The sequence below is a fragment of the Nocardioides sp. CCNWLW239 genome (genome assembly GCF_037137035.1).
Lineage (GTDB): Bacteria > Actinomycetota > Actinomycetes > Propionibacteriales > Nocardioidaceae > Nocardioides.
In genome coordinates, this window is sequence record NZ_JBBBNW010000002.1 from 379,905 (window position 1) to 394,780 (window position 14,876).

At 69.6% G+C, this 14,876-nt stretch carries 16 protein-coding genes; 7 read left to right on the plus strand and 9 right to left on the minus strand.

Features of this window, described 5'->3' with window-relative positions:
• Positions 1-45: 45 nt before the first annotated feature.
• Entirely contained in the window at positions 46-867 is an 822-nt protein-coding gene (locus tag WBG06_RS07760) for a TatD family hydrolase (RefSeq protein WP_336736015.1), read from the minus strand.
• Positions 868-928: 61 nt separating this feature from the next.
• Positions 929-1,780: a 16S rRNA (cytidine(1402)-2'-O)-methyltransferase gene (gene rsmI / locus WBG06_RS07765; RefSeq protein ID WP_336736016.1), complete on the minus strand. Its 852-nt coding sequence runs from the start codon at positions 1,778-1,780 to the stop codon at positions 929-931.
• Between the two features lie 33 nt (positions 1,781-1,813).
• On the opposite strand from rsmI, the gene WBG06_RS07770 reads away from it, so the two are divergent.
• The 3 genes from WBG06_RS07770 to WBG06_RS07780 are packed head-to-tail and all read left to right on the plus strand — an operon-like array spanning position 1,814 to position 5,170.
• Positions 1,814-3,601 (plus strand): dolichyl-phosphate-mannose--protein mannosyltransferase, encoded by a 1,788-nt coding sequence (locus WBG06_RS07770; protein WP_336736017.1) that lies wholly within the window; start codon positions 1,814-1,816, stop codon positions 3,599-3,601.
• 53 nt (positions 3,602-3,654) lie between these two features.
• A complete protein-coding gene (locus WBG06_RS07775) occupies positions 3,655-4,728 on the plus strand; it encodes an N-acetylglucosamine-6-phosphate deacetylase (RefSeq protein WP_336736018.1) in 1,074 nt (357 codons plus the stop codon).
• A 16-nt stretch (positions 4,729-4,744) separates the two neighbouring features.
• Positions 4,745-5,170 (plus strand): DUF3054 domain-containing protein, encoded by a 426-nt coding sequence (locus tag WBG06_RS07780; protein WP_336736019.1) that lies wholly within the window; start codon positions 4,745-4,747, stop codon positions 5,168-5,170.
• A gap of 21 nt (positions 5,171-5,191) precedes the next feature.
• Here WBG06_RS07780 and WBG06_RS07785 read toward each other — a convergent pair whose 3' ends face one another.
• The 4 genes from WBG06_RS07785 to WBG06_RS07800 are packed head-to-tail and all read right to left on the minus strand — an operon-like array spanning position 5,192 to position 7,581.
• On the minus strand, positions 5,192-5,947 hold the full coding sequence (locus tag WBG06_RS07785; protein WP_336736020.1) for an energy-coupling factor ABC transporter ATP-binding protein: 756 nt from the start codon (positions 5,945-5,947) through the stop codon (positions 5,192-5,194).
• Positions 5,944-6,555, minus strand: a complete 612-nt coding sequence (gene cbiQ, locus WBG06_RS07790; protein ID WP_336736021.1) for a cobalt ECF transporter T component CbiQ — start codon at positions 6,553-6,555, stop codon at positions 5,944-5,946. The genes WBG06_RS07785 and cbiQ overlap by 4 nt, the downstream gene beginning before the upstream one ends.
• 1 nt (position 6,556) lies before the next feature.
• The gene (locus WBG06_RS07795; RefSeq protein ID WP_336736022.1) at positions 6,557-6,892 is read right to left on the minus strand and encodes a PDGLE domain-containing protein; all 336 of its coding nucleotides are present in this window, start codon (positions 6,890-6,892) and stop codon (positions 6,557-6,559) included.
• Positions 6,889-7,581 (minus strand): energy-coupling factor ABC transporter permease, encoded by a 693-nt coding sequence (locus WBG06_RS07800; RefSeq protein ID WP_336736933.1) that lies wholly within the window; start codon positions 7,579-7,581, stop codon positions 6,889-6,891. The genes WBG06_RS07795 and WBG06_RS07800 overlap by 4 nt, the downstream gene beginning before the upstream one ends.
• A 161-nt stretch (positions 7,582-7,742) precedes the next feature.
• Here WBG06_RS07800 and WBG06_RS07805 point away from each other — a divergent pair, with 161 nt between their 5' ends.
• The 4 genes from WBG06_RS07805 (at position 7,743) to WBG06_RS07820 (ending at position 12,384) form a co-directional block, all read left to right on the plus strand.
• Positions 7,743-8,966: an acetyl-CoA C-acetyltransferase gene (locus tag WBG06_RS07805; RefSeq protein ID WP_336736023.1), complete on the plus strand. Its 1,224-nt coding sequence runs from the start codon at positions 7,743-7,745 to the stop codon at positions 8,964-8,966.
• A gap of 50 nt (positions 8,967-9,016) precedes the next feature.
• Positions 9,017-9,814: a CoA transferase subunit A gene (locus WBG06_RS07810; protein WP_336736024.1), complete on the plus strand. Its 798-nt coding sequence runs from the start codon at positions 9,017-9,019 to the stop codon at positions 9,812-9,814.
• A 3-nt stretch (positions 9,815-9,817) separates the two neighbouring features.
• Positions 9,818-10,468: a CoA transferase subunit B gene (locus WBG06_RS07815; protein ID WP_336736025.1), complete on the plus strand. Its 651-nt coding sequence runs from the start codon at positions 9,818-9,820 to the stop codon at positions 10,466-10,468.
• Between the two features lie 92 nt (positions 10,469-10,560).
• Complete coding sequence (locus WBG06_RS07820; protein ID WP_336736026.1) at positions 10,561-12,384, plus strand: CocE/NonD family hydrolase; 1,824 nt, start codon at positions 10,561-10,563, stop codon at positions 12,382-12,384.
• Positions 12,385-12,415: 31 nt separating this feature from the next.
• On the opposite strand, the gene WBG06_RS07825 is transcribed toward WBG06_RS07820, so the two are convergent.
• The 3 genes from WBG06_RS07825 to WBG06_RS07835 all read right to left on the minus strand — a co-directional run bounded on the left by WBG06_RS07825 (position 12,416) and on the right by WBG06_RS07835 (position 14,851).
• Positions 12,416-13,636: an MFS transporter gene (locus WBG06_RS07825; protein ID WP_336736027.1), complete on the minus strand. Its 1,221-nt coding sequence runs from the start codon at positions 13,634-13,636 to the stop codon at positions 12,416-12,418.
• Positions 13,637-13,707: 71 nt separating this feature from the next.
• Positions 13,708-14,181, minus strand: coding sequence for a MarR family winged helix-turn-helix transcriptional regulator (locus WBG06_RS07830; RefSeq protein WP_336736028.1), 474 nt, complete (start codon positions 14,179-14,181; stop codon positions 13,708-13,710).
• A 136-nt stretch (positions 14,182-14,317) separates the two neighbouring features.
• A complete protein-coding gene (locus WBG06_RS07835; protein WP_336736029.1) occupies positions 14,318-14,851 on the minus strand; it encodes a glutathione peroxidase in 534 nt (177 codons plus the stop codon).
• Between the last annotated feature and the right edge of the window lie 25 nt (positions 14,852-14,876).

Here is a 14,876-nt window from a genome sequence, read left to right on the forward strand (position 1 = left end):
TCGGCTCCGGGCCCGACCCATGTCAGCACGATGGGCGTCGGGCGATCACCACGATCCGCCGAAGGCGGTCTCGGTGTTGTCGTTGACGGCGATGCAGAGCGCCTCCAGGTCCTCGCCGCGTACGTCGGCCATGACCCGCATCGTCGCCGGGATCATGTAGCTGGAGTTGGTCGCGCCGCGATTCGGGTGGGGCGTCAGGAACGGCGCATCCGTCTCGACCAGGATGCGGTCCTGGGGAGCGATCGCGAGGGCGTCGCGAAGGTACTGGGCGTTCTTGAACGTCACCGTGCCGGCGAAGGAGAGATAGGCGCCGCGGTCCAGGCACTGGCGAGCGAACTCGGCATCACCGGAGAAGCAGTGCATCACCCAGCGCTCCGGCGGACCGACGCTGTCGATCACCTCGAGCACCGCCTCGTGGGCGTCCCGGTCGTGGATCATCAAGGTCTTGTCGAGCCGCTTGGCGATGTCGATGTGGCGCCGGAACGAGTAGGCCTGGGTCTCGCGGCCGTCCTCGTCGGTGCGGAAGAAGTCCATCCCGGTCTCCCCCACCACGCGCACCTTGTCGTGCGTCCCGGCGAGCTTCTCGATCTCGTCCAGCGCAGCCTCGAGATCGGGCTGGCGCGGAGCGTCGTTGGGATGGAGCGCGACACCCGCGATCATGTTCTCGTACGTCTCGGCAGCCTCCACCGCCCAGCGCGCCCCGGGCAGGTCGCACCCGATCTGCACCACCCTGGTCACGCCCACCGCCGCCGCCTGCGCGAGCGCCTCCTCGACCGGGAGGCTCTCGTCGCCTCTGACGATGTCGAGATGGGTGTGGTTGTCGACAACAGGAGCGGGCAGTGGCTCGGGAAGCGGCGGAAAACTCACACCAGCATCGTACGGACCCGGGTGCTGTCTCCCCGAAGCCCGCCGAGAAGTCAGATTTCGCCTACTCGGCGGGCTTGTGGACCAGGTCGTAGACCTCGCGTTTCGGGACGCCGGCACGCTTGGCCACCTCGGCGATCGCTTCCTTCTTCGTACGGCCCTCGGCTTCCAGGTCGGCTACGGCCCCTCGGAGGCTGTCGGGGTCGTTGCCGATCTCGGCGGACGGGTCGGCGCCGGTGACGACGATGGTGACTTCTCCGCGCACGCCCTCGGCGGCCCAGTCGACGAGCTCGGCGAGGCCGCCGCGGCATACTTCTTCGTGGGTCTTGGTCAGCTCACGGCAGACGGCGGCGGCGCGGGTGTCGCCGAAGGCGTCGCGCATGGCTTCCAGCGCCGCCTGAGTGCGGTGGGGGGCCTCGAAGAAGACCATGGTGCGCTCCTCCTTCGCCAGGCCCGACAGACGACGCGAGCGCTCACCGGCCTTGCGGGGCAGGAAGCCCTCGAAGCAGAACCGGTCGACGGGGAGGCCACTGACGGCCAGGGCGGTGAGGACGGCCGAGGGGCCGGGCACCGCGGTGACACGTACGTCCTTCTCGACTGCCGCCGCGACCAGCCGATAGCCCGGGTCGGAGACCGAGGGCATCCCGGCATCGGTGACCAGGAGGACACGGTTGCCGTCGAGGAGGTCGGCGAGCAGCGTCGGTGTCTTCGCCTGCTCGTTGCCCTCGAAGTAGGACACGATGCGGCCCGTGACCTCGACCCCGAGGTCGGTCGTCAGCCGACGCAGGCGGCGGGTGTCCTCGGCGGCGATGACATCCGCGGTGGCGAGCTCCGAGGCCAGCCGGGGTGGAGCATCCTCCACACGTCCGATCGGGGTCGCTGCCAAGATGAGCACGCCGTCCTCTGGATCTACCACCCCGATATTGTCGCAGGCCTATAAGGTGCCTTCGTGACAACGACGGTGACCAGGGCCGATGAGCCCATGGAGGGGCTGGCAAGCACTCCCTCGGGTCACCTCCTCCCCACCGCGTGGGAACGCGCCCGCCATCGCATCAACGGGTCGCCCCGAGCCGGCTGGGCGGCGACGTTGGGGATCACCGCGCTGGCGTTCCTGCTGCGGCTGTGGCACCTGGGCACCCCGAAGGTCTTCGCCTTCGACGAGACCTACTACGCCAAGGACGCCTGGGCGCTGCTGGAGTTCGGCTACGCGCGCAACTTCGTCGAGGGCGCCGACGACAACATCCTGGCCGGGCAGCTCGACGGGCAGTTCGCCGACGGGCCGTCGATGATCGTCCACCCCGACGTGGGCAAGTGGATCATCGCGGCCGGCATCAAGCTCTTCGGGATGAACCCGTTCGGCTGGCGGATCGCCTCGGTCGTGGTCGGCGCGCTCCTGGTGATGCTGACGATCCGGTTCGTACGCCGCGTCTCCGGCTCCATGCTGCTCGGTCTCGTCGGCGGCATCCTGGTCACCTTCGACGGGCTCGCGTTCGTGCTCTCCCGGCTGGCCCTGCTCGACCTCTTCGTCGCGTTCTTCCTGCTGCTCGCGGTGCACCTGATGGTGGTGGACCGCGACTGGTGTCGACGGCGGTTCTCCGCGCTCACGCCCACCCAGCTCACCGAGCCAGGCGCGTGGGGACCGGTCCGGCGGATGCTGTTCCGGCCGTGGCTGCTCTGCTCGGGCATCGCCTGGGGGCTCGCGATCGGCTCCAAGTGGGAGGCGCTCTACCCGCTGGCTGCCTTCGGTCTTCTCTACGTGGCCTGGTCCGCGGGGATGCGGCGCTCCTTCGGCGTACGACTCGCCTGGCTCCGGGCCTGTGTCGCCGACGGACCGACGGCCTTCGTTCATCTGGTGGGCGTCGCGCTCGCCGTCTACGTGATGACGTGGATCCCCTGGATGACCCATGCGGACGTCTACGAGGACGCCCTCTCGGCGACGCAATACACGCGCTACACCGGTGAGGGACACTGCGAGAACAAGTCGTACGTCCCGGAGAACCTCAACGACAAGCGCTGGCCGACCGCGTCCGAGCCGGACGCTTCCGGGCTCGGCGAGGTGACCCAGTCGCTACGGTCGCTGTGGTACTACCACCGTGACGTCTTCACCTTCCACACCCACTTCCTGGAGTGCGCCGAGCACACCTACGGATCGCATCCGATCGGCTGGCTCGTCCTGAACCGGCCGGTGGGCGTCGCCGCCGACACCGGGATCCTGTCGGGCTCGAAGTCACGCGGGGAGATGTGTGACGCCACGCCGTCGACCGACCCCGACGGCGACGGGCCCGAGGAGGCGGGGACCTGTCTTCGACAGGTGCTGCTCCTGGGCACCCCGGTGCTGTGGTGGGGCGCTTTCGTCGCGCTCATCGTCTCCGCGTTCATGTGGGTCGCCGCACGGGACTGGCGGTTCGGGGTCGCGGTCGTCGGAGTGCTCTCGACGTGGCTGCCGTGGCTGCAGTACGCCGGGAGGCCGATCTTCTCCTTCTACATGATCATCGCGCTGCCGTTCCTGGTGCTCGGCCTGTGCCTGTGCCTGGGCAAGCTGCTGGACCGACCGCCACCGCGGGCCGGTTCCCTGGGCGATCCCGGTGGCCGGCGACGGGTCGGCGGGGCTGTCGTCGGCGGCATCTTCGTGGTGCTGGTGATCTGCAACTTCGCGTGGTTCTGGCCCATCTACACCGACGAGCTGCTCACCCGGCAGGAATGGCTGACGAGGATCTGGTTCAAGCGATGGATCTAGATGTTGTTGTGCGCGGCCGAGCGCCGCGGCCAGGCGGGTTCGACGATGTCGTCGTGACCGTGTCGTCAGGGGTCGTCTCCGACGTGCGGGCCGCCGTCGACGGCGACCCGTCGTCGTCCGGGATCCTGCTGCCAGGGCTCGTGGACATCCACAACCACGGCGGCGGCGGTGCGTCGTTCCACTCCACGTCGGCGGAGGAGATCGCGGTCGCGGCCGGCGTCCACCACGCGGCCGGAACGACCACGCTGCTCGCCTCGACCGTCACCGACGCGCCTTCGCGGTTGCTGTCGGTCGTCTCGGTCCTGGCCGACGCCGCGGAGGACGGGCTGATCGCCGGGATCCACATGGAGGGGCCGTTCCTCGAGCACTCCTGCCGCGGCGCGCACGATCCCGAGCTGCTGCTCGCTCCCGACGCCGGCCTCACCCGCGAGCTCGTCGCCGCCGCCCGTGGACAGCTGCGAGTGATGACGCTGGCGCCTGAGCTTCCCGGGGCCGACGAGGTCGCTTCCGTCCTCGCCGAGGCCGGGGTCGTGGTGGCGCTCGGGCACACCGCTGCCACCGCCGCCCGGAGCCGCGAGTTCCTGTCCGGACCGGGAGACCTGGTCACCCACCTGTTCAACGGGATGCCACCCGCGCACCACCGCGACCCCGGCCCGGTGCTCGGCTCGCTGGGGGCCGCCGCGGTGGGCTCGGCGTGTATGGAGCTGATCGCGGACGGCGTACACCTCGACGACGAGACCGTCCGTGCGGTGATGTCGATGGTGCCCGGCTCGGTCGTGCTGGTCACCGACGCGATGGCCGCGGCCGGGATGGATGACGGGGACTACCAGCTCGGACCGCTGTCCGTGGAGGTACGCTCCGGGGTCGCCCGGATCGCCGACGGGACCGGCAACGGCTCGATCGCCGGTGGCACCTCGCGGCTCCTGGACCAGGTACGCCGCCACGCGGCCGGCGGCGTCGACCTGGCCATGCTGATGCGGGCCGCCAGCCTGCGGCCGGCATCGGTGGTGGGCCTCGACGCGGGTCGACTCGAGCCCGGCGTTCGCGCCGACCTCGTGATCACCGATGAGGCCCTGCAGCCGATCCGAGTGATGCGCGGTGGTGCCTGGCTGTCCACGCCGGCCTGACTCGTATTCTGGGCCCATGTCTTCCACGAAGCCCGACGCCTCCCCCACGCTGATCGCCGGGCTCGTTCCGAAGTGGGCGCTCGCGGCCTTCGCCCTCGATGTCTTCTTCGTGCTCCTCTTCACCTACGTCGGCAGCCGGTCGCACGACTCCGGGCCGGTGCTCGTCGTGCTCCGCATCGCCTGGCCCTTCCTCGTCGGGCTGGTCGCGGCCTGGGCCGTCGTGGTCTGGCGCCGCTGGTCGGGAGCCCGTGTCTGGCCGGCCGGCGTGGTCGTGTGGCTCGGGACGTACCTCATCGGGATGGTGCTGCGCGGCCTCACCGGCGAGGGGCTCGCGCCGACCTTCCTCGTCGTCTCGATCCTCTTCCTCGGCCTGACCCTCCTCGGCTGGCGTGGCTACGTCAGCGCCAAGCTTCGCTACCGCTCCCGGCGCCTCGCCGACTGACCCCCTGCCTGACGTCTCCCGCTAGGGGAGGGTCGCGGCCGCGGCGACCGGGTCGAAGCCGAAGGGGAGCTCGAGGCGGTGGGCGCGCATGAGGTCGGTGTTGGAGAGTACGTCGACGGTGCGGCCCTCGGCGGCGACGATGCCACCGTCGAGGATGACGGAGCGCTCGCAGAGCTCGAGTGCGTACGGCAGGTCGTGGGTGACCATCAGCACGGTCACGTCCAGCGAGCGGAGGATGTCGGCGAGCTCGCGGCGCGAGGCGGGGTCGAGGTTGGAGGACGGCTCGTCGAGGACCAGGATCTCAGGGTCCATCGCCAGCACGGTCGCCACGGCCACCCGGCGGCGCTGACCGAAGGAGAGGTGGTGGGGCGGACGGTCGGCGAAGTCCTCCATGCCGACCTTCGCGAGCGCCTCGGTGACCTTCGCGTCCAAGGCATCGCCACGCAGGCCGAGGTTGGCGGGACCGAAGGCGACGTCCTCGCGGACGGTGCCCATGAAAAGCTGGTCGTCGGGGTCCTGGAAGACGATGCCGACGCGGCGTCGGATCTCCTTGATGTTGGCCTTGGTCACGGGGAGCCCGCTCACCGCGACCGATCCGGCGCCGGCGAGGTGGATGCCGTTGAGGTGCAGGACCAGTGTCGTCTTGCCGGCGCCGTTGGGGCCGAGCAGCGCGACCCGCTCACCACGGTGGACGTGCAGGTCGACACCGAAGAGCGCCTGATGGCCGTCGGGATAGGCGAAGGCCAAGCCGCGTACGTCGAGGACTGGAGTGGTCACTTGGGCATTCTCCCCGTGTAGCCGCGCGAGACCATCGCCAGGTGCACCCGTTCACCGCGCTCGAAGGACCGGATGAAGAGCGCTCCGACCGAGCGGGCGAGCACCGGCCAGTGCAGCGGGTTGCGGGCGACGAAGCCTCGGGAGGCGCGCGCGACCGCCATCCGGCGCATCTCGTCGGTGACGACCTCCAGGTAGCGGACCATGAACGCCATGATCTGCACCAGTTGCTGAGGCAGCCGCAGCCGCTCCAAGCCGTGGACCAGCTCCTGCGGCGTGGTCGTCGCGGCGAGCAGCAGCCCCGCGATCACGCCGAGCGTGCCCTTGGCGAGCAGTCCCCACGCCGAGAGCAGCCCGGACTCGCTCAGGCTCATCCCGAGCACCTCGACCCGCGGTCCGTGCGCGATGAACGGCATCAGCACCGCGAAGATCACGAACGGCGTCTCCACGACCATCCGCTTCAGCACCCACCCCGGGCGCACCCGAGCGACCGCGCCCACCGTCACCAGGACGGCGAGGAAGAAGGCGTAGGCAGCGAACCACTCCCGCGGGGTGGCGACCACCACGAGCATGAACCCGACCAGGGCCAGGATCTTCAGATGAGCCGGCACCTCAGGCCTCGTCGGACGAACTGCTGGACCGGCGGCGTACGACCATCGCGAGGCCACCGGCGGCCAGCAGCACGACGACGGTGCCGATCACGCCGGCGAGGCCGCCGGAGAGCCGCTCGTTGTCGACCCCCTTGGTGCCGTAGTCGGCCAGCGGGCCGTCGGCGGCGCCGTGCTCGGAGGCACTGTCGAGGAAGCCGGTCTTGCCGGCGACGTACTCGAGGCCGTCGGGGTGGGCGGAGGCGTAGTAGGAGACCACGCCGGCCAGGAGCAGGGCGACGACGGCGATGCCGACAGCGACCCACGTGAACGGCACCGTGCGCTTCGATGCCGTGCTCATGCCACCGACTCCTTGGGCTTGATGACCAGGTCACGCTCGGCGATCACGTCGCGAGCGGCGTAGACGAGGTCGGGACGTACGGACAGGATCGCTCCGACCGCGAGGAAGGTGATCGCGGCCTCGCCGAGACCGATGACCGTGTGCCAGCCGAGCATCGCGGTGGCCAGGGTGGTCAGCGAGATGTCGGCAGTGCCGCCGATGGCGTAGAGCCCGGTGAACACCAGCGCGGCCGCGGGGACCGAGACGAAGGCGCCGACGGCCGCCGCGGGGGCGACCATGCCGACCCGCTTCGGCAGCACCTTGAGCAGCACCCGGGTGACGACCCAGCCGACGACGACGGTGGTGACCGCCATCAGCAGGATGTTGGTGCCGAGGGCGGTGATGCCGCCGTCGGCGAAGAGCAGGGACTGCACGATCAGCACGACAGAGACGCACAGCACCCCGGTCCACGGCCCCACCAGCACGGCCGCGAGCGCGCCGCCCATCAGGTGGCCGCTCGTGCCGGCACCGACCGGGAAGTTGATCATCTGGGTGGCGAAGATGAACGCGGCCACCAGGCCGGCCAGCGGAGCGGTCTTGTCGTCGAGCTCGCGGCGGGCGCCGCGCAATGCGACTCCTACCGCGACGACGGCGACAGCGCCGGTGGCGATCGACGTCGGTGCGTCGAGGAAGCCGTCGGGGACGTGCATGGTCACCTCTTGGATCTACGAATGGGGGGCTAACGCGAATTTATCGCAATAGCGTCGTCGGCGCACTGTCCGGTCGGACAGGGAGATAAAGACTTGACAGGTGTCAATCGACGCCAAATGAGTACTTCTCAAGTCATGACTGCCCGCGTACCGTCGACAGCATGAGCAGCGCCACCGACATCGTCATCTGCGAGCCCCTCCGCACCCCGGTCGGCCGGTTCCTCGGCGCCCTGGCGCCGCTGACCGCGACCGACCTCGCCACCACGGTCCTGCGCGAGCTCGTGGAGCGCACCGGCCTGCAGGAGGGTGACGTCGACGACGTCATCCTCGGCAACGGCTACGCGAGCGGCGAGAACCCGGCGATCGGGCGGATCGCGGCGCTCGACGCCGGGCTCGGCAACGGCGTCCCCGGTCTGCAGATCGACCGTCGCTGCGGTTCGGGCCTTCAGGCGATCCTGTACGCCGCGGGCTCCGTCGCCACCGGCGCCGCCAACCTCGTGATCGCCGGCGGCGCGGAGTCGATGTCCAACGTCGAGCACTACGCGCTCGGGCTGCGCGGCGGGGTGAAGCAGGGCGGCATCGAGTTGCTCGACCGCCTCGACCGAGCCCGCGAGACCGCGGGCGGCAAGGACCACCCGATCCCCGGCGGCATGATCGAGACCGCCGAGAACCTCCGTCGCGAATACGCCATCTCCCGTGAGGAGCAGGACGAGCTCGCACTGCGCTCCAACCAGCGTGCCGTGGCTGCTCACGAGGCCGGCAAGTTCGCCGACGAGCTGGTGCCGGTGACCGTACCCGGCGGCCGCCGCAAGCCCGACGTCGTCGTCGACCGCGACGAGCACCCGCGTGCCGACATCTCGCTGGAGAAGCTCGCCTCGCTGCGTCCGATCCGCCTGAAGGTCGACGAGGAGTCGACGGTCACCGCCGGCAACGCCTCCGGCCAGAACGACGGCGCCGCGATGTGCATCGTGACCACGCGGGCCGAGGCGGAGCGGCGCGGCCTGACTCCCCTGCTGACGCTCAAGTCGTGGGCCGTGACCGGCTGCGAGCCCGAGCGGATGGGCATCGGGCCGGTTCTCTCCAGCCAGGCCGCACTGTCCCGCGCCGGTCTCACCCTCGACGAGATCGACCTGATCGAGCTCAACGAGGCCTTCGCCGCCCAGGTTCTCGCCGTCCTGCGCGAGTGGAAGATCGACGCGACCGACGAGCGCCTCAACCCCAACGGCTCCGGCATCTCGCTGGGCCACCCGATCGGCGCCACCGGAGCCCGGATCCTCGCCACCGCCGCCCGTGAGGCGCAGCGTCGCGAGGCCCGGTACGTCCTGGAGACGATGTGCATCGGCGGCGGGCAGGGGCTCGCGGCGATGTTCGAGTCGGTGCGCTGAGGCGTACGCCCCCTTCATTTCAGTAGAGCCTTCGAGAGAGCAGAGAAGACATGGGTCTGGACAAGGTCGTCGGGTCGGCCGCGGAAGCGGTTGCCGACATTCACAGCGGAGCCAGCCTGGCCGTGGGCGGCTTCGGGCTGGTGGGAATCCCGTGGTTCCTGATCGAGGCGCTGCGGGAGCAGGGTGCGGACGACCTGATGGTCGTCTCCAACAACTGCGGCGTCGACGGCGCCGGTCTCGGGCTGCTGCTCGACGACCACCGCATCTCCCGGGTGATCGCGAGCTACATCGGTGAGAACAAGGAGTTCGGCCGCCAGTACCTGGCCGGCGAGATCACCCTCGAGCTCACCCCGCAGGGCACGCTCGCCGAGCGGATGCGCGCGGGCGGCAGCGGGATCGGCGCCTTCTACACCCCGACCGGCGTCGGCACGATGGTCTCCGACGGCGGCCTGCCCTACCGCTACCACCCCGACGGCACCATCGCCGAGGCCTCGTCCCCGAAGGAGGTGCGCGAGTTCCACGGCAAGCAGATGGTGCTCGAGGAGAGCATCATCACCGACTTCGCGCTGGTGCGGGCGACCCGTATCGACCGAGCCGGCAACGCCCAGTTCAACGCCTCCACGCGCAACTTCAACGTCCCGGCCGCGATGGCCGGACGGGTGACCGTCGTCGAGGCCGAGGAGGTCGTCGAGGTCGGTGAGATCGCCCCGGCCGACGTCCACCTTCCCGGGATCTTCGTGCAGCGGATCGTCGCGCTGACGCCCGAGCAGGCGGCCCGCAAGGACATCGAGAAGCGTACGACGCGCGGCGAGCGCCCCGCCCAGACCACAGCGAACAAGGAGGCCTGAGTCATGGCTTGGGACCGCAACCAGATGGCCGCGCGCGCCGCGCAGGAGCTGCAGGACGGCGACTACGTCAACCTCGGGATCGGCCTGCCGACGCTGATCCCCGACTACATCCCGGAGACCTCGACGGTCGTGCTCCACGCCGAGAACGGCATCCTCGGCGTCGGCCCGTTCCCCTACGAGGACGAGGTCGACCCCGACCTGATCAACGCCGGCAAGCAGACCGTGACCGTGCTCGCCGGCGCCTCCTACTTCGACTCCGCGACCTCGTTCGCGATGATCCGCGGGGGCCACATCGACGTCGCCGTCCTGGGCGCGATGCAGGTCTCGACCAACGGCGACATCGCCAACTGGATGGTCCCCGGCCAGATGGTCAAGGGCATGGGCGGCGCGATGGACCTCGTCTCCGGCGCCGGTCGGGTGATCGTGCTGATGGAGCACGTCACCAAGAAGGGCGCTCCCAAGCTGCTGGAGGCCTGCGACCTGCCGCTGACCGGCCGCGGGATCGTGAAGCGGATCATCACCGACCTCGGCGTCCTCGACGTCTCAGGGGAGGCGTTCGAGCTCGTCGAGCTCGCTCCCGAGGTGACGTACGACGAGGTCGTGGCGGCCACGGGCGCACCCGTCGTCGACAAGACCACAGCCGCAGTCGCTTAGTCTCACTATCCAAAACTGGAACAGGTTTCCGTAACTCCCGTTTGCACTTCTCGTTTGGGGATGTGATACCCACCACACCCCTGGAGTGAGTCGTGAAACTCGGCAGACTGGCATTCCTCGTTCCGTTCCTGGCACTCGTCGCGACCTTCCTGCCACCGACGCTCACTCCAGCGGCGGCGGCTTCCGTGCCTGCGGCCGCTCAGCCGCCGCAGGCACGGGCCGGGGCATGGAAGCCCCGCCCCGCGACGTACGGCGTGGTCGTCGAGAAGGACGTCCCGATCACCATGTCCGACGGGGTCGTGCTGCTGGCCGACATCCACCGCCCGGCGAAGGCGGACGGCACCCCGGCGGCGGGCCGGTTCCCGGTGATCCTGACGCAGAACCCCTACAACAAGAACGCCTCCGGCGGCAGCGGCGGCGACTACTTCGTGCAGCGCGGCTACGTCTTCGTCCAGACCGACGTACGTGGCACCGGCTCCTCCGCCGGCCAGTGGGACGCATTCGGCGACCGCGAGCAGCGGGACGGGCTCGAGGTCGCCAACTGGGCGACCTCGAAGGCGCGTCCGTGGAGCAACGGCGAGCTCGGCCTGTGGGGCCCGTCCTACATGGCGATCAACCAGTTCTTCACCGCCGCCCAGCACCCGCGCGGGCTGAAGGCGATGTTCCCGATCGTGCCGGCCGGCGACGTCTACCGTGACGTCGTCGCCTCCGGCGGGCAGATCGACGCGGGCTTCATCCCGCTGTGGTTCGGGCTGGTCACCGGATCGGGGCTGGTGCCGCCGGCCGTCAACAAGGCCCGCCCGGAAGCCACGTTGACCACGCTGCTGCAGCACGTCGGCGGAGCGCTCGGGTTCCAGGTGCCGATGCTCGTGAGTGCCGCGCTGGGCAGCGACGCCGCCTACGACGGCCCGTTCTACCAGAAGCGCTCGCCGCTGAGCGTGGTCGACGAGATCGACGTACCGACGTTCGTGACGGCCGGTCAGTACGACATCTTCCAGCGCGGCACCCCGATGCTCTTCGACCGGATGCAGCGCAACGGCGTCGACACCAAGCTGCTCATCGGACCGTGGACGCACGCCGAGGGCTCGATGGGCGGCGGGCTCGAGGGCAGCGGCATCAGCAGCCTGAACGAGACGGCGCTGCGCTGGTTCGACACGCACATCAAGGGCCTGCCCGACCCCACCCTCGACCGTGACGTCGCCCCGGTGACCTACCACGAGATCGGGTCGGGGAAGTGGCGCACGATGAAGTCGTGGCTGGGCTCCGAGGTCCGCGCAAAGACGTACGCCGTCGGGTCGGACCTGAAGCCGGTCGGCGGCGACACGATCCTGCCGCTGCCGGTTCAGGGACTGTGCTCCCGGAGCACCGCGCAGTGGACCGCCGGCGCACTCGCGATCCCCGGCTGTGAGACCGACAACCGGATCAACGACGCGCTCGGGGTCTCCTACGAGACGGCGCCGGCGACCTCCGACCTGGCCTTCTCCGGTCCTCTCAACGCCGATCTGTCGGTGTCCACGACCGGCACAGACGGGCTGGTCGCGGTCTCGGTCGAGGATGTCGCTCCCGACGGGTCCGTCGACCGGATCACCGGCGGCTGGCAGACGCTGCGGCACCGAGCCGTCATCCCGTCGAAGGCGCGGACGCTGAACGGGCAGGTCGTCCAGCCCTGGCACCCCTTCACCCGTGCGGCCGAGCAGCGGGTCACCCCCGGCAAGATCTATCGGGTCCCGGTCGAGGTCTTCCCGACCGGCGCCGTGATCAAGAAGGGGCACCGCCTCCGCATCACCGTCCACTCCTACGACGTCCCCCACCTGCTGCCCAACGTCAAGCAGCTGGTCCGCGGCGCAGCCGGCGTGGTCACGGTGCACCACACGACAACGCACCCCTCGACGCTGACCCTCCCGGCGCGAAGGTAGCGCCGAGAGGTCAGTTGTCGACGTCGAGACGTCAGAGCCTGGCAGCCTCCTCCGGGACGCGCTCGGTGCCCTTCGGGGCCCGAGCGCGTCCGGCGTTCACGAGCAGGTACGCCGCGACGGCCGTCCCCAGGATCAACGCGATCGCCGCCGCCACGTAGCCGGCGGCATAACCGGACGTCGTGACCAGACCGGCGGCGATCAAGGTGCCCAGGAATCCGCCGGCCTGCTGGGTGGTCGTGGTCAGCCCCGAGCCGACCCCGGCGTGCTCCGGCGCCAGCGCGCCCATCGCCAGCGCGGTCACCTGCGGCATCGCGAGCCCGAACCCGAGACCCATCACGACCGCACCCGGGAGGACGTCGAGCAGGTAGCTGCCGGTCTCCGGCAGCCGGACGAGGTAGAGCATGCCTGCGACGAACGCGAGCAGGCCGGCCGTCAGGATGCGCTCGGACCCGAACCTTTCCGCCAGGGCGGCGCTGAAGCCGAGGCTGGCGAACGCGATCACCCCGCTGACCGGAAGGAACGCCAGACCGGTCGCGAGCGCGCCCAGGCCGAGGGCGTCCTGGAGGTAGAGCGTCGTGACGAACTGGAAGGTGAACCCGGCGAAGGTCAACGTCAGCAGGATCAGGTTCGCCAACGCGAACCGGTGCTCCGCGAACAGGCCGCGCGGGAGCAGGCCACCCTTGACACCGCTCGGCGGCGTACCTTCGACCGCGCGGAGCGCAACCACCAGCGCGATGATCCCGATCGGCACGTTGATCAGGAAGGCCCAGCGCCACGAGGCCACCTCCGTGAGTACGCCGCCCAGCACCGTCCCCACCGAGGCACCGACCGAGCCGATGAAGGCGAGGACCGCGAAGGCACGGAGACGGTCTCGGGACTCGGGGTAGAGGCCGGCGATCATGCCGAGCACCACGGCCGACGCGATGCCGCCGCCGAGACCTTGGACGAATCGGGCGAGGACGAGGGAGACCGGATCCCAGGCGAGACCGCACCACGCGGAGCCGAGCGTGAAGATGCTCAGCCCGGTCAGGAAGACGGGGCGGGTGCCGAACACGTCGCCGGCTCGGCCCGCCGGGAGCAGGACGAGCGCGAAGGCGAGGAGGAAGCCGTTGACCACCCAGGCCAGCGAGGTGTCGCCGAAGCCGAGGTCGTCGCGGATTGCGGGGAGGGCGACGGTCACGACCGTGCCGTCGAGGATCACCATCAGCTGCGTAGCTGCGAGGGTCGCGAGCGCGACTGTCTTGGTCGTCATAGATACGACCATAGAAGATTGTTTGTTATGAAACAATCTATTTCGGGATATTCAGTTCTTGGATCTATCTCTCATCGAGCAGAGGAGGGCGCACGACGTCGCAGCGTCACCGTGTGCGACGGAGTGGCCCACGGCCCCTCGACCAGGTGCTGCAACGCCTCGATGAACGCCTCCCCCTCGCTCGGCGCCAGGCCTGCGAGAGCCTGGGCGACGGTCGCGTTGTAGGCCTTCGAGGCCTCCTCGAGCAGCTTCACCCCGGCCGGCGTGAGCGCGACGATCCGGGCCCGGCGGTCGGTGCTCGAGACGCGCCGCTCGGCGAGGCCCCGGCGCTCCAGGTTGTCGAGCGTGGTGACCATGGTGGTCTTGTCCAGCATCGCCATCTCGGCCACGGCGTTCTGGGTGTACTCGCCCTCGGCGGCCTTCATCAGCACGCAGTACTCACGCACCGACAGCTCCAGGTCGGCCAGCGCCTCACCGACCTGGGCCGCGAAGGCATGAGCGGACTGGTTGAGCAGGAACAACAGGTCGACACGTGGTCCAGTCATGACTAGAACCCTAGCGAACCATCCGCTACCAAACTATCTTCTGCCCAACTATCCCGCCCGCCGAAGCGTCACAAACTGACGCCGAAACGCCAGTTCTTGACGCCGAAGCGTCGAGAACTGACTCTTCGGCGAGGGGTCAGAGGTACTGGGCGAGATCGGACTGGATCTCCTCCGGGGTCACCGGAGGCTCGTAGCGCTTGATGACCTCGCCGTCACGGCCGATGAGGAACTTGGTGAAGTTCCACTTGATGTCACCGGGCTCGGTCGCGGGGCTGACGTCCTTGACCGCCTCGTAGAACTGCCCCAGGTGCGGGCCCCAGTCTCCCGGCGCCTCGGCACGCAGGAAGTCGTAGAGCGGCGCGGCATCTTCCCCGTTGACATCGACCTTGGCCAGGACCGGGAAGGTCACGTCGTACGTCGTCTTGCAGAACTCCTGGATCTCGTCGTCGGTGCCGGGCTCCTGACCGAGGAACTGGTTGGTCGGGAAACCGATGACCTCGACACCGGAGTCCTTGGTGGCGCGGTAGAGCGCCTCCAGGCCTTCGTACTGCGGCGTCAGACCGCACTTGCTCGCCACGTTGACGATCAGCAGCAGCTTGCCCTGGTAGTCGGCGAGCGAGACGGCGCTGCCATCGGCGGCGGTGACTTCGAAGTCGTGCGTGGTGGTCAAAGATCTCTCCTCGGAACGGCGGACA